The organism is Streptomyces sp. NPDC086549 (assembly GCF_044746205.1).
Classification (GTDB): Bacteria; Actinomycetota; Actinomycetes; order Streptomycetales; family Streptomycetaceae; genus Streptomyces.
This window is the reverse complement of sequence record NZ_JBIVBS010000017.1, coordinates 63,475-83,831: the sequence shown is the minus strand read 5'-3', so window position 1 is coordinate 83,831 and position 20,357 is coordinate 63,475. Positions and strand designations below refer to the sequence as shown.

Here is a 20,357-nt window from a genome sequence, read left to right as displayed (position 1 = left end):
CACCAGCGTCCTACAGTCGACGAATGGGGTGGCCACACGCCCGGGGGAAGTTTCCGAGCGTGTCACCGTGTAGGACGCCGCGTGGCTGGAGAAATTGCTTCAGGCCGGCCCTCGGGCCGGCCCCGGGTGCTCAGACGCCCGCGTAGGAGTGCTTGCCGGTCACGAAGATGTTGACGCCGTAGTAGTTGAACAGCCAGCAGCCGAAGGCGATCATCGCCAGGTAGGCGGCCTTGCGGCCCTTCCAGCCGGCCGTGGCGCGGGCGTGCAGGTAGCAGGCGTAGGCGACCCAGGTGATGAAGGACCAGGTCTCCTTGGGGTCCCAGTTCCAGTAGCGGCCCCAGGCGTCGCCCGCCCAGATCGCGCCCGCGATGATCGTGAACGTCCACAGCGGGAAGACGGCCGCGTTGACGCGGTAGGCGAACTTGTCCAGCGAGGCGGAGGCGGGCAGGCGCTCCAGGACCGAGGTCGCGAAGCTGCCGGGCTTGCCGCCGGTCTGGAGCTTGTTCTCGTACGAGTCCTTGAAGAGGTACAGGATCGTAGCGACCGCGCCCACGTAGAACACCGCGCCGCAGAAGATCGCGGTGGAGACGTGGATGTACAGCCAGTACGAGTGCAGGGCCGGGACCAGCTGGTCGCTCGCCGTGTAGAGGACGGTGACCGCGAGGCCCAGGTCGAGCAGGACCGTGGTGATGAGGAACAGGCCCATCCAGCGCACGTTCTTCTTCAGCGCCAGCAGCGAGAGGTACACCGCGACGGCGACCGTGGAGAACGTGATGTTGAACTCATACATGTTGCCCCACGGGGCCCGCCCCACGGAGGCCGCGCGGGCGACGACACCGCCCACCTCCACCAGGAAGGCGAGCACGGTGAGGGACACGGCGATCCTGCCGTACAGGTCGCCCTGCTCATCACCGCCGTGGGCACCGGGCCCGTCCGGCACGTCCCGGGCACCGGCCGCGGACCGGACGACGACCTTGGGCCGCTCCAGGACCGCGGTGCCGCCGGCCTTCTTCACGGTGACGGCGGGCGCGCCCGCCTTCTTCGAGGCGTCGGCGGTGAGCGCGGCGGCCGTACGGCCGACCTTGCTGCGGCTGCCGAACAGCCACTCGGCGATGTAGGCGAAGAAGGCCAGGGTGTAGACGGCCATCGACGAGTAGATCAGCATGTTGCTGATACTCGCGAGGTGTTCGTTGGTGGCAGCGGCGAGATCGGTTGCGGCGGCGAGAGTCACTGCTCAGCCCCTTCGGCAGGTACGACTTCGGAGTCGGGGGTTTCTGAGGGGTCGTCGTCGGGGTCCGGTGCCCCCGGCGCCTGGTCGTAGAGGATTCCGGCGAGGTCGCCCAGTTCCTCGGGCACCTTGGCGGACTCGCTGCGGCCGAGGCCGGCCATCTCGACGACGGTCACGCCGTCGGCGCCGCGGACCGCCCGCACCCAGACGCGGCGGCGCTGGATGAACAGGGACGCGGCCAGACCGAAGATCGCGGCGATGGCACCGCCGAGCGCCCAGCCACCGCCGGGCTCCTGGACGACCTCGAAGCCGGCCCACTCCTTGACGCCCTTCTCGAAGGTGATCGAGCCGGCGCCGTCCGGGAGCTGCGTAGTCTGTCCGGGCTTGAGGTTCACCCTCAGCTGCTTGCCCTTGGAGTCCTTGAACGCCTTCAGGTGGGACTTGTCGAGCTGGTACACGCTCTGCGGGATACCCGAGTCGACACCCAGGTCGCCGTGGTACGGCGCGAGGTTGAGCACCGGGTTCAGCAGCGCCGGGAACTGCGAGAGCACCGAGGCGCCGCCGCCGTAGGTCGGCAGGAAGAAGGCCTGGACGCCCAGCTGCTCGCCGACGCCCTGCGCGTTCTTGTAGCCGTCCATCACCTTGAGCACGCCCTGCGAGGTGACGTTACCGTCGAGCGGCAGCAGCGGTACGGCGTCGCGATAGACGACGTTGCCCTTGCCGTCCCGGACGGTGATGACGGGCGCGTAGCCGTGACTGACGAGGTAGACCTTGGAGTCACCGATCTGCAGCGGCTGGTTGACCTTGACGGTGGTCGAGGTCTTCTTGCCGTACGCGCCCTTGCGGTAGGCGAGTTTCGCCTCGAAGGCGCGCGGGGTGCCCCGGTTCGGGCCGGTGAGCTCGTAGGTGGCCCTGAAGTCCTTGAGGTCGAAGCTGAACGGCACCAGGTCGTCGGTGGTGAAGAGGCTGCCGGACTTGAAGTCGTCGTACTGGATGATCGAGTTGGAGAAACCGCCCCCCTCGACGACCAGCTTGTTGCCGTCCGACTTGTACAGCTGGCCCGAGGCGAAGGCGACCAGCAGCACGATCAGCGCGATGTGGAAGACCAGGTTGCCCAGCTCACGGACGTAGCCCTTCTCGGCGGCGACGGCGTCACCGGCGATGTGGGCACGGAAGCGGCGCTTCTTGAGCTGGGCGAGCGCGGCCTCGCGGACCTGCTCGGGGTCGGCCTCGGTGCGCCAGGTGGTGTAGGCGGGCAGCCGGGTCAGCCGCTTGGGCGCGGCCGGCGGGCGGCCGCGCAGCTGGCCCACGAACTGCCAGGTGCGGGGGATGATGCAGCCGATGAGGGAGACGAACAGCAGGATGTAGATCGCGGAGAACCACACCGAGCTGTAGACGTGGAAGAGGCCGAGCTTGTCGTAGACCGGCGCGAGCATCGTGTGGCTCTTGCGGAAGTCGGCGACCTTGGCGGCGTCGGCGCCGGTCTGCGGGATCAGTGAGCCGGGGATCGCGCCGAGCGACAGCAGCAGGAGCAGCAGCAGCGCGACCCGCATGGAGGTGAGCTGCCGCCAGAACCAGCGGGCCCAGCCGATGACGCCCAGGGAGGGGAGACTGACCAGCTCCTCCTGGGGCGCGGTGGACAGCTGGGAGCCGGCCGCGCCCAGGTCCTGGTCCTCGGCCCCGGCCGCGGAGTTGTCGGCGGTGGTCTTGCTCATCGATCAGATCCCCACAGTGAAGCCGTCGGACCAGGTCTGCATCTGGCTCACGAGACTGTCCCACGCCCCGGTCAGCAGGAGCACACCGGTCACGATCATCATCGTGCCGCCGATGCGCATCACCCAGACATAGTGGCGCTTGACCCAGCCGAAGGCGCCGAGGGCCTTGCGGAAGGCGACGGCGGTGAGGACGAAGGGCACGCCCAGGCCTACGCAGTAGGCGACCGTCAGTATGGCGCCGCGGCCGGCGCTCGCCTGCTGGAGGGACAGGCTCGACACTGAGGCCAGGGTCGGGCCGAGGCAGGGCGTCCAGCCGACGCCGAACAGGGCGCCGAGCAACGGCGCTCCGACCAGCCCGGTCGTCGGCCGCTTGTGGAAGCGGAACTCGCGCTGGGTGAACCAGGGCATCAGGCCCATGAAGAACACGCCCATGAGGATCATGAGCACGCCGAGCACCTTGGACAGGACGCCCTTGTTCTCCTGGAGCGTCTGCCCGAAGAAGCCGAACAGGGCCCCGCCGGAGACGAACACCACGGTGAAGCCGAGCACGAACAGGGAGGCGCCCGCGGCCATCCGCCCGCGTCTGGCCTCCGCGAGGTCGGTGCCGGCGACCCCGGTGACGTAGGAGAGGTAGCCGGGGACCAGGGGCAGGACGCACGGCGAGAAGAAGGAGACGAGGCCGCCGAGCAGGGCGATGGGCAGGGCCACCAGCAGGGCGCCGTTGAAGACGGTCTCGTTCCTGCCCACCACTGCCGAGGCGAGCGGGAGAAGCGCGCTCACGTCACTTCTCCGCGAGGGCCGGCTTGAGCATCTTGAGCAGGTTCTCCTCGCTGAGCGCCTCCAGGGCCCGCGCGGCGATCTTCCCGTCCCGGTCGATGACGAGCGTGGAGGGGATCAGCTGCGGGTTGAGCGTGCCCTTCTTGAAGCGGAGCATCAGCTTGCCCGTCGGGTCGTACAGGCTCGGGTAGGTGATGCCCTGCTCCTTCTCGAAGGCGATCGCCGGGGTGGTGCTGGTGTCCCGGGTGTTGATGCCGACGAACTGGACGCCCTTGTCCTGGTACTCCTTGGAGACCTTGGCGAAGTACTTGCCCTCCGCGCGGCACGGACCGCACCAGGAGCCCCACACGTTGACGACGACGACCTTGCCCTTGTAGTCGGCGATGTCGAGGCTCTTGCCGTCGATGGTCTTGCCGGACAGGTCGGGCACCGCGTCCCGGTGGCCCTTGGCGGCCGTGTCGATGCCGTTGTTGCCGGTGACGAAGTTGGTGTTGCCGCCTCCGCCCGAGGTTCCTCCGGACGTGCACGCGGACAGGGCCAGGGCCGCTGCGGCGGCCGTGGCAGCAAGCAGGACGCGGCTACGGGTGCTCATGTGAAAAGTTTCGCATGCCCGTTCTGAGGATCTTGCGCACCCCCCTTGTGGGGCTCTTGCGGGGGGAGATCCGCATTTCAGGTGGCGTTCGAGGCGGCGCCCGCGGAGCCGGAGGGGGTGCCGGCAAGGAAGGTCTTCCAGCCGCCGGCCGGCTTCTGGCCGACGTCCAGGGTGCGCAGCTTGGCGAGGACCTCGGGCTTCTGCACGTCCATCCAGTCCACGAACTGCCGGAAGGAGACGAGCCGTACGTCGGCGCCCTTCTCCTTCTCCCGCGCGATGTGCTTGAACGCCTCCTCGACGGCGTCCATGTAGATGCCGCCGTTCCAGTGCTCGAAGTGGTTGCCTATGAAGAAGGGCGCGCGGTTCGTCTCGTATGCCCGCTGGAATCCCGATATGTAGGCCTGCGCGGACTGGGTCCGCCAGCCCGGGTAGTTGTAGGCGGGCGCCTTGGTCGAGTTGACCGACTGATTGGCGAGCATGTTGTAGTCCATCGACAGGACCTCGAAGCTGCGGCCGGGGAAGGGTATCTGCTGCAGCGGCAGATCCCAGATGCCCAGCTTCTTCTGCGGCCAGGTCTGACGGCCGCCGGGCGAGGAGGCGTCGTAACGCCAGCCGAGTTCACGGGCGGTGGGCAGCAGGTTGTTCTGGCCGAGCAGACAGGGCGTACGGCCGCCGACGAGTTCCTTCTCGTAGTCGAACGGCAGCGACGGCAGGTCGGTCCACCCGCTGTTGGTCCGCCACTCCTTCACGAAGCCCTTGGCCTGCTGGATCTCGCTCCGCCACTGCTGCGGGGTCCAGTTGCCGACGGTGCCGTAGCCGGAGCAGAAGTGCCCGTTGAAGTGCGTGCCGATCTCGTGCCCCTCCAGCCAGGCCCGACGGATGTTCGTCAGCGTGGCCTTGACGTGGTCGTCGGTGAGGTAGCCGATGTCGGAGGCGCCGCGCGGGTTGTTCGGCGGGTTGTAGAGGCGCTTCTTCGACTCGGGCAGCAGATACAGCCCCGAGAGGAAGAAGGTCATGCTCGCGCCGTGTTCCTTGGCGAGGTCGAGGAAGCGCGGGAAGAGGCCGTTGCCGACCTCGCCGGCGCCGTCCCAGGAGAAGATCACGAACTGCGGCGGGGTCTGCCCGGCCTCCAGCGGCTCGGGCTTGGCGGGCTGGTGGGGCTGCTTGCCGGTGAAGGACGTGGAGCCGTCGCCGATGGGCCGGGCGGGATGCGCGCCGTTCTTGCCGCCGCCGTCGCCCTTGCCGCCCGAGCCGTTCTTGCCGCCGCCGGAACCCGAACGGTGCCCGTCCCCGTCTGACGGGTCGAGAGTGCCGCAGCCCGCGAGACCGGCGGCGGCCGCGGCGCCCGCGCCGAGGCCGAGCATTCCCCTTCGGGACAAGATGCGCATGAGAACCCCGATCCGTCACGTCCTGCTGGTGTCACCCACTCAGAGGGCGTGACGAACAGGGGGGTTCCGTCACTTGTCATACATTCCGTAATGAACACCACAAAGGTGTCCTAAGGCGTTTTGCGAGGTCTTAGGACACCTTGCGGGTGAGTCGGAGCACCCTGCTGGCGTGTCAGGACACCTGGCGGGCGAGTCAGGACACTAACGGGTGCGTCAGGCGCCGAACGCCTTGCCCTGCCCCTTCACCGGCTTGGCACCGGCGAGGAGATGGGCGGGGACGAGGTCGCGGGCGGGCTCGGTGTACCCGACGGACACGATCCTGTCGCCCTGGTAGGTGAAGGACGTCAGCGAGGCGAGCGTGCACTGCCGCTTGCGCGGGTCGTGCCACAACCGCCGCTTCTCGACGTACGACCGCACGATCCAGATCGGCAGCTGGTGGCTGACGAGTACGGCCTCGTGCCCGCGCGCCCGGTCCTTGGCCGCGTCCAGCGCGCCCTTCATCCGTACGACCTGGTCGACGTACGGCTCACCCCAGGACGGCTTGAAGGGGTTGACGAGGTGTTTCCAGTTGCCGGGCTTGCGCAGGGCGCCATCCCCGACCCCGAAGGTCTTGCCCTGGAAGACGTTGTCGGCCTCGATGAGCCGCTCGTCGGTGTCGAGGTCCAGGCCGTGCGCCTTCGCGATCGGGGTCGCGGTCTCCTGCGCCCGCTCCAGCGGGGAGGCGACGACGTACGTCACGTCCCGGGGGGCCAGGTGCTCGGCGACCCGGTCGGCCATCTGCCGCCCGAGCTCGGAGAGGTGGTAGCCGGGAAGGCGCCCGTACAGCACCCCGTCCGGGTTGGCGACCTCGCCGTGCCTCATGAGGTGGACGACGGTGATGGCGTTGTTGTTGCTCACGCGGTGGCCTCCGCGGCGGCTCGGGCCGCCGCCGGAAGGGCGTCGGCGATCTTCTGGATGGCCCGCTCGTCGTGGGCCGTGGAAACGAACCAGGACTCGAAGGACGACGGCGGCAGATAGACACCGTTGGCCAGCAGCGAGTGGAAGAAGGCGGTGAAGCGGAATGACTCCTGCGCCTTGGCGTCCTCGTAGTTCCGCACGGGCCGGTTGGTGAAGAAGACGGAGAACATGTTGGAGGCGGTCTGCAGCTGGTGCGCGACCCCCTCCCTGGTGAGGGCCTCGGTGACGAGGCCCTGGATCTGCGCGGAGACGCTGTCGACGGTCTCGTAGGCGGCGTCGTCGAGGAGCCGCAGCTGGGCGAGGCCGGCGGCGGTGGCGACCGGGTTCCCGGAGAGCGTGCCGGCCTGGTAGACGGGCCCGGCGGGCGCGAGGTGCGCCATGACGTCGGCGCGCCCACCGAAGGCGGCGGCGGGGAACCCGCCTCCCATGACCTTGCCGAAGGTCATCAGGTCGGGCCTGACCCCGTCGATCCCGTACCACCCGGAGCGGCTGGTCCGGAATCCGGTCATGACCTCGTCGGAGATGAAGAGGGCCCCGTTGCGCTGGCACGCGTCCTTGAGCCCCTGGTTGAACCCGGGCGCCGGCGGCACGACCCCCATGTTGCCGGGCGAGGCCTCGGTGATCACACAGGCGATCTCGCCGGGGTGCCGGTGGAAGGCCTCCTGCACGGCTTCGAGGTCGTTGTACGGCAGCACGATCGTGTCCCCGGCCTGGGCGCCGGTGACGCCGGGCGTGTCGGGCAGCGCGAACGTGGCGACACCGCTGCCGGCTGCGGCGAGCAGGGAGTCCACATGCCCGTGGTAGCAGCCGGCGAACTTGATCACCTTGGACCGCTGGGTGAACCCGCGGGCGAGGCGGATGGCGGACATGGTCGCCTCGGTGCCGCTGCTGACGAGCCGCACCTGCTCGACGGGCTCGATCCGCGCGACGATCTCCTCGGCGAGCGCGACCTCGCCCTCACCGGGCGTACCGAACGACGTACCGCGCACGACGGCGTCCTGGACGGCGGCGATGACCTCCGGGTGCGCGTGCCCGAGGATCATGGGGCCCCACGAGCAGACGAGATCAACGTACTCCCGCCCGTCCGCGTCGGTCAGGTACGGACCGGTGCCCGACACCATGAACCGGGGCGTACCACCGACGGCACGGAAGGCGCGCACCGGGGAGTTCACGCCGCCGGGCGTGACGACGGCCGCACGGTCGAACAGAGCCTGCGAGACAGGCGCTTCGTACGAATAGGGGATTTCGCTCATGACGTGCGACTTCTCCGACTTCTCCGACTCCGGTTGCGTAGTGACCTCCTCAGGGTAGGCCGCCCCGGTCACCACTCCGACAAACACGTGGTCGATCTCGCGTCCGGCTCCCCTGGTCGATCCCGTGCCATCTGCGAGACTGGGACCTGATACACACAGCTGATACACACAGCTCATACGGCTCATGGTGTTCAGTGGCGGCGAAGATCCTGCGGACTGGAGTTTCAGCGCACGTTTCGGCGGGCGGCCGTGGGGGAGGTCACTGTCACGATGATCGGGTTGCGCGGCGGGGGCCACGCGTCCTAGAAAAGCAGTCGGGTGGAGATATGCATCGCGGTGGCGGACTGGGCGAGGGGACTGATGATCTGGGTCCTCGACGTGCCCGGCGGGGAAGGCACCGACGCGACGCGGAGGAAACGAGCGAGACACGTGAGGCACGCCAGGCACACGGGGTACCGAGTGAGTCGGATCGGGACGATCGACGTATCGACCGTCGGATCGATCGGCTGACGGCGGAGAGCAGGAATGGTGGTCGGGTGGGGGTGACGTACAAATACTTCGGCGCACCGGACGGTGCGACGGCGGCCCGCGTCCCGATCTCGATGCGCCCTGAAGAACTCGGCGGCGACGAGCTCGGCATGAACGGCATGTTCACCAAGATCAAGCCGGAGACGATGGCCGCGATGGTGCTGACCGGCATCGAAGGCGTGCCCCTGCACAAGGTGCCGCCCCTGGAGCTGGTCGTCCTGCACCCCGACTACGCGGTCGTCAAGCTCCCGATGACCGTCGTGGACCCACTGCGAGGCATCGGCGAGGAGGCGGTGGGCGCGGCGGCGTTCATCTGGTCCACGGTGCCGGACCGGGGCGGACCACGGGACGCGTTCAACGTGTACCAGTTGCTGCACGAGTGGCAGGACTTCTCGCACCGGCTGCATGAGGCGGGGCATCAGCCTTATTGCCTGGTTTGGCCCTGATCTGGGGTTCTGCGGCATTCTGTGTTGTTCGGGCGGGGCTTTCGGGCTCCGCCCTTACTAGTGCCCGAGGAGCGTCATGGCGACGCTCCCTGCAACACCTTGCGACTGCCTACCTCGAACGCCCCGCTCGAAGCCGGGGGCTTCCAGAAAACCTCAGGCCACCCCACTTCTGACAGAGCGCGTCCTGACGGAACTGCGGGAGCTGTACCCCCCTGGTGCGGGCTGGCGCGCCGCATCGGATTTGGGGCGAAGGCGGCGGTGTATCGATTCGGCGAACGATCGCACGATGTGAAGGTTGTGTGCGCACCGTGTGATTGAATCCTGTACATCTCGGCCAGGTGGCTTGAACTGATCGACGGACTCCCCGTGTCCTGCGCCCCTGGCAGGGCTGCCACGCTCGGGTCATGTCCGCCGGGGCGGGCCGCTGCGCACGCGCGGCACGGACGGGAGGGGACGGTCCGCCGCAGCCTCTGCCCCGAGGCGCCCGGCGGGATTCGCCGACGCCGGTCGGGGCCACGCGGCGTGCCACCGTGCCGGCACGCCGCGTCCGCGGTGCTGCCTGCCGTCACGTACCTACTCTGGTATGGCGGTCCTACGCCGGTGACGCCGATGCCGAGGGCTTGCCGAAGCGCTCCTGCGCCACCCGGTCCAGGAGCACCATCGCGTCGTGGTCGGGGGTGCCGGGTTCGGCGTAGAAGGCCACCAGGAACTGGCCGTTGGTGCCGTTCAGCGTCATTCCCTGGAAGCCGAGGGTGAGGTCGCCGACATCGGGATGGTGGAAGAGCCGGCGTCCCTGGGTGCTGCCCACGACGCCGTAGCGGTCCCAGAGCTCGGCGAACTCCCGGCTGTGTTCCCGTAGTTCGTCGATGAGCACGGTGAGGTCGGGGGCGTCCGGCTCGATGGCGGCCGGTCCGCGCAGCCACGCCACATAGGAGTGGAGTGCGTCCTCCCAGTCGTCGATGAGGGCGCGGGCCGCCGGGTGGAGGATGACGTAGCGGGCGAGGTTGCGCTGCCCTGCCGGCCAGTCGTCAATGCCGGCGAACAGGCGGAGCCCGCCGGGGTTGGCCGCGAGCCAGGGCCCCCTGCTGGGCATACCCGCCAGCGGGCGGCCGGTCCGGTGGGACGCGATCGACGTCTACCAGCTGCGGAACGGCAAGATCAGCGAGGAGTGGGCCTCCGAGGACTTCACCGCGTTCCTCAACGACACCGGCACCTACAAGGCGCCCTGGATCCAGTAACGGTGTTGCGGTCGGCGGCCGAAGCCGTGACGCGGCGGTGGTGCGGCTGGAGAGCCGTACCACCGCCGCGTCGGCCGAGGGTGGGGATTGCCCTACGGCAGGGGGACGGTGTCCTGCGTCCGGGTCCCGTTCCGGCCGGACAGTCGCTGGCGGACCAGGGCGAAGACCACCACAGCCGCGGCCACCAGGGTGGACAGGACCACCTGGTCACGGCCGCCGCCGTCGGCGGTGTCGGTCAGCATGTAGATCAGCACGAACGCGATCAGGGCGATGGTGGCCCAGGTCAGGTAGGGGTAGAGCCACATCCTGACGACCAGCTTCTCCGGCGCCTCCCGCTGGATGATCTTGCGCATCCGCAGCTGGGAGAAGCAGATCACCAGCCAGACGAACAGCGCGATCGCGCCCGAGGAGTTGAGCAGGAACTGGAAGACCGTGTCCGGCCACAGGTAGTTGAAGCCGACCGCGACGAAGCCGAAGACCACCGAGGCCAGGATGGCCGCCCGCGGCACTCCGCTTCCCGAGGTCCGCCCGAAGGCGGCCGGGGCGTCACTGCGCTTGCCGAGGGAGAACGCCATGCGCGAGGCGGTGTAGAGGCCGGAGTTGAGGCAGGACAGGACCGAGGTCAGCACGATCGCGTTCATGATCTGGGCGGCGTGCGGGATGCCGATGGAGCTGAGGGCCGCGACGTACGAGCCGTCCTTGAGGATCGCCGGGTCGTCCCAGCGCAGCAGCGACACCACGACCAGGATCGAGCCCAGGTAGAACACCGCGATCCGCCAGATCACGCTGTTGGTGGCCTTGGTGACCGCGGCCCGCGGGTCCGCCGTCTCCCCCGCCGCCAGCGTGACGATCTCGCTGCCCATGAAGGAGAAGACCACCATCAGGACGCCGGTGAGGATCGCGCCTGGGCCGTTCGGCAGGAAGCCGCCATGTGCGGTGAGGTTGGAGAAGCCGGATGCGGGGTGGTCGGAGCCGGGCAGCAGGCCGAAGATCGCGAGGCCGCCGATCACGATGAACGCGGCGATGGCGACGACCTTGATCCCCGCGAACCAGAACTCGAACTCGCCGTAGGAGCTGACCGAGGCCAGGTTGGTGGCGGTGAGGATGACCATGACGATCAGGGCCCAGCCCCACTGCGGAACCGCAGGCATCCAGCCGGCCAGGATCTTCGCCCCGGCGGTCGCCTCGACCGCGAGCACCACGACCCAGAAGAACCAGTACAGCCAGCCGATGGTGAATCCGGCCCAGCGGCCCAGCGCGCGGTCCGCGTACGCGGAGAACGAGCCGGAGGTCGGGTTGGCCGCGGCCATCTCGCCGAGCATGCGCATGACGAGGACGACGAGGGTCCCGACGAGCGCGTAGGAGATCAGGATGCCGGGACCCGCGGCGGCGATGCCGGAGCCGGAGCCGACGAACAGGCCGGCGCCGATGACGCCGCCGATCGCGATCATCGACAGATGGCGGTTCTTCAGACCAGCCTGCAGGCCGGAGTCTGCCGGGTTGCCGTCGGTGGCGGTCGCCACCGGGCCCGTGTCGGCGGGGGCGGGGACGGGGGGACGTGTGGTCATCTCGACATCCAGGGAGGAGTGCGGAGCGGGGCGACTGGAAAATAGTTCAGTACGATCGAAAAGAACAAGTCTTGTTTAACTGTTCACCTTGCTCTATTTTTCGTGCAGCGCGGAGCGGCGCCTTCCGTCGCCGTCACCGCGTCGTCCCCGTGTCCCGGCCCCGTGGGAGCCCCCATGCAGACCCTCGTGCGGACGCCGTCGCCGCGGTCCCTGCCCTCGCTCGGCAGGCCGTTAGGGTGGCGTCGTGGTGAACGCAGCGGGCAAGTTCGGGCCCTACAACCAGCCAGGTCCCGCTCGGCCTGCGCCGGTCGGCGGGGTCTTGGACACCCGTGTCCTGTCCGGCAGGGGCCCCACGGGATCGGAGCTCGTCCGCTCGCGGATCGCCCTGCGGGTGCGTCTGAAGTCCGAGTCACCGGGAGACCGGCTGCCGGACTCGGGTGTCCTCGCCGAGGAGCTGGGGATCAGTGAGATCACCGTGCGCCGTGCGCTGGAGGGCATGTGCCAGGACGGCCTGCTCGACCGCCGTCGGGGCCGGGCCGGCGGGACCTTCGTCGCGGCGGACTGGGACACGGTCGTCGCCCTGATGCACGACGCCGACGAGGCGGCCTCGCTGGACGCCTTCCACCTGCTGCTCGAATGCGGACTCGTGGCGCACAGCGCGGGCGAGGTCCCGGACGGCCTGCTGGACGGGCTGCGGGCGCTGGTGGACGAGATGGACCTGTCCGACGACCCGGCCCGGCTGCTCGAACTGGAGACACGCTTCCACCTCGACCTCGCGGAGACGCTCGGCGGCGTCGGAATCCGCGAGTTCGCCGCCGACCTGCTCGGCCGGCAGTGCCTGCTGACGCCCGCTCCCGCCCCCGCGGTGGTACGGGCCCGGAACCGCTGCCACGCCGACCTGCTCGACGAACTCGCCCGCGGCGCGATGGACCCGGCGGTGCGGGCGGTGAAGGCACACCAGCACGCCCGCCCGGACTGACGCCCGGTCACGCCGGCCAGCCCCCTTTCCTCCCCCCTCTTCCTCCCCCCTCCCCGTGCCGACACCCCGCAGAAGGAGCCGTCGCCATGCCTGACCCCGGACCCGTCGGCCCGTCGCCGACGTCGGGCCCCGTCGGCGGCGCGCCCCAGCGGCTGCGCGGCGGCGTCCTCGGCATGGCGGACATCGCCGCCGCCACGATGGCCAACGTCGGCCCGGCCATGAGCTTCTTCTTCGGCTTCGCCTTCCTCGCCACCACCGCGGGCGTCGCGTCCCCGCTGACCATCGCCGCCGCGGGCGTCGCCGTCGCCCTGCTGGGCAACACGCTCGCCGAGTTCTCCCGGGCGCATCCCTCGGCGGGCAGCTTCATCACCTTCGTCGGCAAGACCTTCGGGCCGGTCAGCGCCGTGACCACCGCACTGCTGGCCGGACTCGGCTACATCATCGCGATGGCCTCCGTCATCGCGATCTCGGGCGGGTTCGTGCAGATCACCCTGCAGCACTACACCGGCGTCGACCTGCCGTGGATCATCTGGACGCTGCTGCTGACCGGGCTGTCGGTGGTGCTGATGCTGCGCGGGATCGTGGTCTCCACCAAGTGGGCCGGCTACTTCTTCGGCGTGGAGATGCTGGTCCTGGTCGTGGTCTCGGTCGCGACCATCGTCGAGCACCGCGGCAGCCTCTCGGCCGATCCGTTCCTGCCCGGCCACATCACCCATGGCCTCAAGGGGCTGGCGGCGGGCTTCCCGCTGGCGGTGTACCTGTTCATCGGCTGGGAGAACTCGGCCGCGCTGGCCGAGGAGACGGAGAACCCGCGGCGCAACGTCGGCCGCGCGGTGTTCTCCTCCATCGCGATCATGACGGTGAGCTACATCCTCTTCTCGTACGCCACCGTGACCGGCTTCGGCTACGACGTGGAGCGGCTCGGCGACTCCCCGATCCCCTTCATCGACGTCGCCCAGCACACGCTCGGCGCGCTGGCGTTCCTCGCCTACGTCGGGGGCCTGACCTCCACCCTCGGCGTGCTGATCGCGGGCATCAACTCCCAGGCGAGGCTGGTGTTCAACGCCGGGCGAGAGGGGCTGCTCCCGTCCTTCTTCGGCTACGTGCATCCCACGCGCCGTACGCCGAACAACGCGATCGTCACCTTCGCCGCCACCGCGCTGCTGATCATCGCGGGCTGGGGCCTGGGCCATCTGCTCGGGGAGAACGGCGGTCCGATGAACCCGGTGGTCTTCTTCACCGAGTCATCGAGCCTGGGCGCCATCCTGATCCTGCTGGTCTACCTCGCCTCCAACATCGCCCTGCCGCTGTACTACCGCAGGTACCGGCCGCAGGAGTTCCGGACGGTCCGGCACCTGGTGCTGCCCGCGATCGGCGCCCTGGCCATCCTGGTTCCGCTCTACTACCTCGCCAAGCCCGGCCAGCCCGCGCCGTACAGCTGGTTCCCCTACGTGGCGCTGGCCGTCCTGCTCGCCGCCGTGGGCTACGCGACGCTCCTGGTCCGCCGCGATCCGAGCCTGGCCGAACGCGTCGGTTCGGTCGTCGCCGACGCGGAGTGAACGGGGTGTCGGCGGCGCCCGGCCGGGCCTTTCAGGCCGACGCCGGGCCCGGCCACACGGCCGAGGCGTCGTCGCGGCCCGGGTCGGGCAGGCGGACCGGACGCACGGGGATCGTGCGGGTGTGCCCGTCGCGGACCGCCGTCCACTGGGCGGGACGGCCCGAGTAGCACAGGGTGGCCAGGACGAAGACGCCGTCGGCGTAGACCTCGACGTATTCGCCGACGGTGAGGATGCGCAAGGCGGCTGCGGGCTCGGTCAGGACGGTCTCGCCGAGCCGGGCGCCGTCGGGGCCGGTGACCCAGAGGTTCTTGCCGTCGCAGCCGACGACCAGGGCGGGACCGTCGCCCCCTGTGTCCCCGGTGTCCCCGGTGTCCCCGGTCCGCAGGGTGATCTCGACGCGCCCGGAGACGGCGATGTCGCCGACCGCGTGCAGGGACGACTCCTCCGTCTCCTCGCCGAGCCAGCCGTCCAGACCGGGCCACCACTCCAGACGCGGTGCCGCGTCCTCCGGCAGGACAAGGGTCTTGGGCTGGGCGAGCATGCCCCGGCAGCGCTCACCGGAGTCCGTCAGGCCGACTCGGCGGGGGGTGGTGTGCAAGACGACGCGGGTGCCGTCGGGGGCGGCGATGACACGGGGGGCGTAGGAGCCGGTCGGGCCCAGCGGGCCGCGGCGGGTCCAGGGACCCCTCAGCCGCGGCGCCGTCCACGCCTCGAAGCCGCGCGTCGCGCCGATCGAACCGATCAGCAGCCAGCTGCCGTCGTCCAGGCGCTCCAGGACCGGGCACTCCAGCTCGTCGACGTCACCGGGTGAGACGAGCGGCGGCTGGACCGTCCAGTGCTCCAGGTCGTCCGAGGTGGCCCACGCGACACAGCCGCTGACCTCGACGGGGAGGGAGGCGTCGGCGGCACAGACGACCATCACCCAGCCGTCCGACTCGTCGTCGCGTACGACGAACGGGTCGCGCCAGCCCATGCGCTCCCCGGTGCGGTACCAGCGGGCGTCCGCCTCGACCACGGGCCCGGTGCCGTGCCGGCGCCAGCCGGTGCCGTCGGTGCGGTCGGAGTAGGCCAGCCCGACCGACTGCAGCGGCCAGCCGCCCGCCGTCAGCCCGCTCACGCCCGTGTAGAACATCGCCATTCCGGCGCCGTCGCCGTGCCGGACCGGATGCATGGTCCACACCGCCTGCTGGTCGAAGCGCCCGGGCAGGCCGTTGCCGAAGGCGGTGCCCTCGGGCTTCCAGTGGACCAGGTCGGTGGAGGTGGCCCGGCCGTAGGAGGTCTCCATCCGCAGATGGTCGAACTCGGGCGTCCACGGGCCCTGCAGATGCAGCACCGCGTAGGTGCCGTCGTCGTCGCGCAGAAGGGCGAAGTCGTTCACGCAGAGGCCGGGCGGGGCGTATCGCATGCACTGTTCCTGTCGGCTCGCATCGCTCAAACGCGTGCGTTGATCATTGACACTGAAGGTCTCACTTGAGAATCGGCCCAAGTAAAACTGAACGCAAACGCTTGCGCAACAACGGTGCCCGGTTTACGGTCACGTCACCCACAGATCACACCGACGTGAAACCGACGGGAGAAAACGCCGTGACGGTCAGCATCACCGATGTCGCCCGCGCCGCCGGAGTGTCGGCGTCCACCGTGTCCCGCGCGCTGCGCGGACAGGCGGGCGTGTCCGACGAGGTGCGGGCGCAGATCACGGCCGTCGCCACGCGCCTCGGCTATACGGCGTCCCGCTCGGCGTCCAGCCTGGCCAGCGGACGCACCTTCACCATAGGGGTCGTCGCCCCGTACATCGGCCGCTGGTTCTTCGGCAGCGTGCTGGACGCGGCCGAGCGCGTGTTCAGCGCCGCCGGGTACGACGTCCTGCTGTACAACCTGGGCTCGCCCGAGACGCGCAAGCGTTTCTTCACCAAGATGCCGGTCCGCAAGCGGGTGGACGCCGTGCTGTCGCTGCTCATCCCCGACGAGGAGGAGTCCGCCGCGCTGCGCTCACTGGGAGTCCCGCTGGCCAGCACGGTCGGCAGCGCCCGGCCCGGGTTCACCGTGGTCGGCATCGACGACCGGGCCGGCGCGGAGAGCGCCGTACGGCATCTGGTGAACCTGGGCCACCGCCGGATCGGCATGATCAGCGGCGAGAGCGGGCCGCTGCACTGGACCACGCCCGTCGAGCGCCGGCAGGCGTATCTGGACGTGCTGGCCGACGCCGGGATCGAGCACGACCCGGCCCTGGAGGCGAACGGGGACTACACCGTCGAGGGCGGCGAGCGGGCCATGACCGAGCTGCTGGCGGTCTCCCGGCCGCCCACCGCGGTGTTCGCCCAGTCCGACGAGATGGCGATGGGCGCGCTGCGCGCCCTGCGGCGCCACCGGCTCAAGGTGCCGGACGACGTGTCCGTCGTCGGCTTCGACGATCACGAACTCGCCGACGTGGTCGGCCTGACCACCGTCGCCCAGCCGGTCGCCGGGCAGGGCGCCGAGGCCGCCCGGCTGCTGCTGCGACAGCTCGACGAGCCGGACGCCGAACCGGCCGGGCACGTACAGATGCCCATCCGCCTCGTCCTGCGCGAGACCACCGCCCCGCCGTGCCCGCGCGGACCCCAGTGACCGGCACCGGCCACGGCGGCCCGTTCCCGGCCGGCACTCCTGAACCCCACACCCCCACGCCCGAAAGCACCATCGCGCTTCGAACCCTCGCACCGCACGGAGGCACAGACATGAGCTCGACCCACAGAAGGTACCGCCGTACAGCCGGTACGGGCCTGGCCCTCGCCCTTCCCCTGGCGGCGCTGGCCGCCTGCGGACCGGGCGGCGGCGGCAGCAACGCCTCCGCCGAGGCGGGCACCGGCAAGGGCACCATCAGTGTCTGGGCCCACCAGAGCCAGAAGAGCGAGGACACGGCCCTGCAGAACGCGGTGAAGTCCTTCAACTCCTCCCAGGACAAGATCAAGGTCGAGCTGAAGCTGATCCCCGGCAACGACTACACCAAGACCATCACCGCCACCGACGCCGCCAAGCTGCCGGACGTGATGGAGTTCGACGGCCCGACCATGGCGAACTTCGTCTACAACAAGAAGCTCGCCGCGATCGACGACTACGTCTCGGCGAAGACCATGGCCAACGCCACGGACGCCAGCAAGGCGCAGGGCGCGATCGGCGGCAAGCACTACGGCCTGGGCATGTACGACTCGGGGCTCGGCATCTACGGCAACAAGAAGCTGCTGGACGCGGCCAAGGTGAAGTACCCGACGAGCCTGTCCGACGCCTGGACCGCGCAGGAGTTCACCGCCGCGCTCAAGGCCCTCAAGACCAAGGACTCCGACGGCAAGCCGCTCGACCTCCAGGAGAACAACGGTCTCGCCAACGAGTGGGGGACGTACGGCTTCGCCCCGGTCGTCTGGTCGGCCGGCGGTTCGCTGCTGAAGGACGGCAAGGCCGAGGGCGCCCTCGACACCCCGGCCGTGGTCTCGGCCATGAAGACCCTCCAGTCCTGGAAGACGTACGTCGATCCCAACACCGACGGCAACGCCTTCGCCAAGGGCCGGGTCGCGCTGAGCTGGGTCGGCCACTGGATGTACCCCGCCTACAGCAAGTCCCTCGGCAGCGACCTCGTCGTACTGCCGCTGCCGGACTTCGGCAACGGTCCCAAGACCGGCCAGGGTTCCTGGTCCTGGGGCATCGGCTCGGGCTCCAAGAACGGCAAGGCGGCCGGCGCCTTCCTCGACTACCTCCTCGACGACGCCAACGTCACCGCGATGACCACGGCGAACGGCGCCCCGCCCGCCACGAAGAGCGCACTCGCCGCGAGCCCCCTGTACAAGGAGGGCGGCCCGCTGCGGCTCTACGCCGACCAGCTCGCCAAGCCGTGCGGCGACAGCGACATCACCAAGTCGTGTGTCGCCGTGACCCGCCCGGTCACCGCCGGATACCCCACGGTCACCGCCAAGTTCAGCGAGGCCCTGAACTCCATCTACGGCGGCGCCGACCCGAAGACCGCCCTGAAGAAGGCCGCCCACGCCATCGACCAGGACTTCTCCGACAACGCCGGTTACAAGATCCAGTAGCACCGCAGGACACATCGGCCGGGGCGGGTCCGCGTACGCCGCACTCGCCCCGGCCGGGAACAGGACCGCCTCGTGAAGACCGTGGAACCGGCGCGCCCCGCGCCCTCCGGAAAGGCAGAAGGCCCGCCCGTGACCTCCGTGAAGCCCGCGCGGCCGACGCGTTCAGGGTCGAGGAACCGCGACTGGCTGCACGGACTGCTGATGTCCATGCCCGCCGTCGCCGGGCTCGTCGCCTTCGTCGGCATACCGTTCGGTTACGCCGTCGTCCTCTCCTTCTACAACGTGCGCCTCGGCTCTCCGCTGGCACCCACGTTCTTCGGTCTGGAGCAGTACCGGCGGCTGTTCACCGACCCCGACCTGTCCGGCCCGTTCCTGCGGGCCCTGCTCAACAACCTGACCTTCGCCGTGGTCGTCGTACCCGTCCAGACGGGTCTGGCGCTGGCCCTGGCGATCCTGCTGAACCGCAAGCTCAAGGCCATCGGCCTGTTCCGGTCCCTGTTCTTCATGCCGGTCGTCTTCCCGATGACCCTGGTCGCCGTCATCTGGCGCCTCATCCTCGCCCGCAGCGACCAGGGCCTGCTCAACTCCGCGCTGCACGCGGTGAGCTTCGGCAACTGGGGCGCCTTCGACTGGCTCGGCGACGGCGCCACCGCCATGGCCTCGATCATCGTGCTGTCCGTGTGGCAGGGGGTCGGCTTCCAGATGGTCATCCTGCTCGCCGGTCTCCAGCAGATCCCCGGCGAGCTCTACGAGGCGGCCGAGCTCGACCGCGCCTCGCGCTGGCAGCAGTTCCGGCACGTCACGCTGCCCGGCATCCGCGGCACCCTCGTGTTCGTGGCCATGCTCACCTCGGTGCTGTCCTTCCGCGTCTTCGACCAGGTCTACGTCCTGATCCACGGTGGCGGTCTCGACGAGGACGCCACCCGCACGGTCATGTACCAGGCCGTCACCACCGCCTTCGACCAGAACAACATCGGCCAGGCGTCCGCGATCACCGTCGTCTTCTTCCTGATCGTCGTCGTCCTGACCCTCATCCAGCGCCGCGTCGTCCGGCCCGACAACGAGGACTGACACCCACCATGGCCACGACCAGCGCGCCACACCGCCGGCCGAACCGCCGGCTGCGCCGCCTCGCCGACTACACCGTCCTCGGCGTCCTGGCGTTCGTCTTCGTCCTGCCCGTCCTGTACCTGCTCCTGGGCAGCCTCAAGCCGTCCGACGAGGTGCTGAACGGCCTGACCGGCTTCCTGCCCACGCACCTGTCCTTCGACAACTACGCGCACGTCCTCGACGCCCTGAACTCCGACAGCACCGGCTACTTCTGGCGCTTCATGGGCATCTCGCTGCTCGTCGCGTTCGTGGTCGTGACCGGTGGTCTGTTCGTCAACTCGATGGCCGCGTACGGCCTGTCACGGCTGAAGTGGCGCGGCCGGGAAGCCGTCTTCACGCTCGTCCTGCTGCTCATGCTGGTGCCGTTCGAGTCGGTGGCCGTGCCGCTCTTCTACCTGTTCAACGACCAGCGCAACACCGTCTTCGTCCAGGCGGTCCCGTTCATCGCCAACGCCTTCTCGGTCTACCAGTTCCACACGTTCTTCCGCTCGATCCCGCCGAGCATCGAGGAGGCGGCCCGGCTGGACGGCGCCGGGCCCTGGCGCACCTTCTTCGCGATCATCGTCCCGATGTCCAAGCAGGTGTTCGCCTCGGTCGCGATCCTCACCTTCCTCACGCAGTGGGGCTCGTTCCTGTGGCCGGTCCTGATGGTCTCCGACCCGTCGGTCCGCCCGCTCCCGCTGGAGATGAGCGTCTTCCAGAGCCAGCAGCCCCCGGACTGGGGCCAGATCCTCGCCTTCGGCGTGCTCCTCGTCCTGCCGGTCCTGGTCGTCTTCGTCTTCTTCCAGCGCTGGTTCGTCCAGGGAGTCGCCGGTTCCGCGGTCAAGGGGTGAGCGACCCCGCACGGGACACCGCGGCGGCCGGCGCCACGGTGTCCTTGCGGGCCGGGACGCGTGGGCATCTGTTCACGGTGGCGGGGACGGCGTGATGATCAGGGTGATCGGAGCGCACCGCTGCC

The 20,357-nt window shown here is 69.6% G+C and carries 18 protein-coding genes; 8 read left to right on the top strand and 10 right to left on the bottom strand.

Annotation, left to right across the window (positions count from 1 at the left end; all coding sequences use genetic code 11):
• Positions 1-130 precede the first annotated feature (130 nt).
• From ccsB to hemL, 7 genes are all read right to left on the bottom strand, one after another.
• A complete protein-coding gene (gene ccsB / locus ACIPSA_RS39560; protein WP_402644004.1) occupies positions 131-1,231 on the bottom strand; it encodes a c-type cytochrome biogenesis protein CcsB in 1,101 nt (366 codons plus the stop codon).
• The gene (locus ACIPSA_RS39555) at positions 1,228-2,943 is read right to left on the bottom strand and encodes a cytochrome c biogenesis protein ResB (protein ID WP_402644002.1); all 1,716 of its coding nucleotides are present in this window, start codon (positions 2,941-2,943) and stop codon (positions 1,228-1,230) included. Before ACIPSA_RS39555 ends, ccsB begins: the two co-directional genes overlap by 4 nt.
• 3 nt (positions 2,944-2,946) lie before the next feature.
• Positions 2,947-3,723, bottom strand: a complete 777-nt coding sequence (locus ACIPSA_RS39550; protein WP_402644000.1) for a cytochrome c biogenesis CcdA family protein — start codon at positions 3,721-3,723, stop codon at positions 2,947-2,949.
• A 1-nt stretch (position 3,724) separates the two neighbouring features.
• Positions 3,725-4,312 carry a TlpA family protein disulfide reductase gene (locus ACIPSA_RS39545; RefSeq protein ID WP_402643998.1) on the bottom strand — a complete coding sequence of 196 codons (588 nt, stop codon included), beginning with the start codon at positions 4,310-4,312 and terminating at the stop codon, positions 3,725-3,727.
• 77 nt (positions 4,313-4,389) lie between these two features.
• On the bottom strand, positions 4,390-5,700 hold the full coding sequence (locus ACIPSA_RS39540; RefSeq protein ID WP_402643995.1) for a hypothetical protein: 1,311 nt from the start codon (positions 5,698-5,700) through the stop codon (positions 4,390-4,392).
• A 213-nt stretch (positions 5,701-5,913) separates the two neighbouring features.
• Positions 5,914-6,561: a histidine phosphatase family protein gene (locus ACIPSA_RS39535; RefSeq protein WP_402644264.1), complete on the bottom strand. Its 648-nt coding sequence runs from the start codon at positions 6,559-6,561 to the stop codon at positions 5,914-5,916.
• A 32-nt stretch (positions 6,562-6,593) separates the two neighbouring features.
• A complete protein-coding gene (gene hemL / locus ACIPSA_RS39530) occupies positions 6,594-7,910 on the bottom strand; it encodes a glutamate-1-semialdehyde 2,1-aminomutase (RefSeq protein WP_402643994.1) in 1,317 nt (438 codons plus the stop codon).
• 326 nt (positions 7,911-8,236) lie between these two features.
• On the opposite strand from hemL, the gene ACIPSA_RS39525 reads away from it, so the two are divergent.
• Positions 8,237-8,884: a hypothetical protein gene (locus tag ACIPSA_RS39525; RefSeq protein ID WP_402644261.1), complete on the top strand. Its 648-nt coding sequence runs from the start codon at positions 8,237-8,239 to the stop codon at positions 8,882-8,884.
• A gap of 592 nt (positions 8,885-9,476) precedes the next feature.
• Here the strand turns inward: ACIPSA_RS39525 and ACIPSA_RS39520 are convergent.
• The gene (locus tag ACIPSA_RS39520; RefSeq protein WP_402643991.1) at positions 9,477-9,977 is read right to left on the bottom strand and encodes a hypothetical protein; all 501 of its coding nucleotides are present in this window, start codon (positions 9,975-9,977) and stop codon (positions 9,477-9,479) included.
• Between ACIPSA_RS39520 and ACIPSA_RS39515 the strand changes: the two genes are divergently transcribed.
• Positions 9,946-10,122, top strand: coding sequence for an ester cyclase (locus ACIPSA_RS39515; RefSeq protein ID WP_402643989.1), 177 nt, complete (start codon positions 9,946-9,948; stop codon positions 10,120-10,122). The genes ACIPSA_RS39520 and ACIPSA_RS39515 overlap by 32 nt on opposite strands.
• A gap of 92 nt (positions 10,123-10,214) precedes the next feature.
• Here ACIPSA_RS39515 and ACIPSA_RS39510 read toward each other — a convergent pair whose 3' ends face one another.
• Positions 10,215-11,690, bottom strand: a complete 1,476-nt coding sequence (locus ACIPSA_RS39510) for an amino acid permease (RefSeq protein WP_402643986.1) — start codon at positions 11,688-11,690, stop codon at positions 10,215-10,217.
• A 244-nt stretch (positions 11,691-11,934) separates the two neighbouring features.
• On the opposite strand from ACIPSA_RS39510, the gene ACIPSA_RS39505 reads away from it, so the two are divergent.
• Together ACIPSA_RS39505 and ACIPSA_RS39500 are read left to right on the top strand one after the other, a co-directional pair.
• Complete coding sequence (locus tag ACIPSA_RS39505; protein ID WP_402643984.1) at positions 11,935-12,669, top strand: FadR/GntR family transcriptional regulator; 735 nt, start codon at positions 11,935-11,937, stop codon at positions 12,667-12,669.
• Between the two features lie 86 nt (positions 12,670-12,755).
• Complete coding sequence (locus ACIPSA_RS39500; RefSeq protein ID WP_402643982.1) at positions 12,756-14,228, top strand: APC family permease; 1,473 nt, start codon at positions 12,756-12,758, stop codon at positions 14,226-14,228.
• 31 nt (positions 14,229-14,259) lie between these two features.
• On the opposite strand, the gene ACIPSA_RS39495 is transcribed toward ACIPSA_RS39500, so the two are convergent.
• Complete coding sequence (locus ACIPSA_RS39495) at positions 14,260-15,633, bottom strand: mucin-1 (protein WP_402643980.1); 1,374 nt, start codon at positions 15,631-15,633, stop codon at positions 14,260-14,262.
• Between the two features lie 179 nt (positions 15,634-15,812).
• On the opposite strand from ACIPSA_RS39495, the gene ACIPSA_RS39490 reads away from it, so the two are divergent.
• The 4 genes from ACIPSA_RS39490 (at position 15,813) to ACIPSA_RS39475 (ending at position 20,232) form a co-directional block, all read left to right on the top strand.
• Complete coding sequence (locus ACIPSA_RS39490; protein ID WP_402643977.1) at positions 15,813-16,832, top strand: LacI family DNA-binding transcriptional regulator; 1,020 nt, start codon at positions 15,813-15,815, stop codon at positions 16,830-16,832.
• A 110-nt stretch (positions 16,833-16,942) separates the two neighbouring features.
• On the top strand, positions 16,943-18,289 hold the full coding sequence (locus tag ACIPSA_RS39485; RefSeq protein ID WP_402643974.1) for an ABC transporter substrate-binding protein: 1,347 nt from the start codon (positions 16,943-16,945) through the stop codon (positions 18,287-18,289).
• A gap of 72 nt (positions 18,290-18,361) precedes the next feature.
• Entirely contained in the window at positions 18,362-19,360 is a 999-nt protein-coding gene (locus tag ACIPSA_RS39480) for a carbohydrate ABC transporter permease (RefSeq protein ID WP_402643971.1), read from the top strand.
• A gap of 8 nt (positions 19,361-19,368) precedes the next feature.
• Positions 19,369-20,232: a carbohydrate ABC transporter permease gene (locus ACIPSA_RS39475; protein ID WP_402643968.1), complete on the top strand. Its 864-nt coding sequence runs from the start codon at positions 19,369-19,371 to the stop codon at positions 20,230-20,232.
• The last annotated feature ends 125 nt before the right edge of the window (positions 20,233-20,357 follow it).

What these genes read in the sequence shown, in the direction of transcription:
- ACIPSA_RS39555 (WP_402644002.1), bottom strand. Translation starts at nt 2,943, where the DNA reads ATGAGCAAGACCACCGCCGACAACTCCGCGGCCGGGGCCGAGGACCAG.
- ACIPSA_RS39545 (WP_402643998.1), bottom strand. Translation starts at nt 4,312, where the DNA reads ATGAGCACCCGTAGCCGCGTCCTGCTTGCTGCCACGGCCGCCGCAGCG.
- ACIPSA_RS39540 (WP_402643995.1), bottom strand. Translation starts at nt 5,700, where the DNA reads ATGCGCATCTTGTCCCGAAGGGGAATGCTCGGCCTCGGCGCGGGCGCC.
- ACIPSA_RS39535 (WP_402644264.1), bottom strand. Translation starts at nt 6,561, where the DNA reads ATGAGGCACGGCGAGGTCGCCAACCCGGACGGGGTGCTGTACGGGCGC.
- hemL (WP_402643994.1), bottom strand. Translation starts at nt 7,910, where the DNA reads ATGAGCGAAATCCCCTATTCGTACGAAGCGCCTGTCTCGCAGGCTCTG.
- ACIPSA_RS39525 (WP_402644261.1), top strand. Translation starts at nt 8,237, where the DNA reads ATGCATCGCGGTGGCGGACTGGGCGAGGGGACTGATGATCTGGGTCCT.
- ACIPSA_RS39520 (WP_402643991.1), bottom strand. Translation starts at nt 9,977, where the DNA reads ATGCCCAGCAGGGGGCCCTGGCTCGCGGCCAACCCCGGCGGGCTCCGC.
- ACIPSA_RS39510 (WP_402643986.1), bottom strand. Translation starts at nt 11,690, where the DNA reads ATGACCACACGTCCCCCCGTCCCCGCCCCCGCCGACACGGGCCCGGTG.
- ACIPSA_RS39500 (WP_402643982.1), top strand. Translation starts at nt 12,756, where the DNA reads ATGCCTGACCCCGGACCCGTCGGCCCGTCGCCGACGTCGGGCCCCGTC.
- ACIPSA_RS39495 (WP_402643980.1), bottom strand. Translation starts at nt 15,633, where the DNA reads ATGCGATACGCCCCGCCCGGCCTCTGCGTGAACGACTTCGCCCTTCTG.
- ACIPSA_RS39485 (WP_402643974.1), top strand. Translation starts at nt 16,943, where the DNA reads ATGAGCTCGACCCACAGAAGGTACCGCCGTACAGCCGGTACGGGCCTG.
- ACIPSA_RS39475 (WP_402643968.1), top strand. Translation starts at nt 19,369, where the DNA reads ATGGCCACGACCAGCGCGCCACACCGCCGGCCGAACCGCCGGCTGCGC.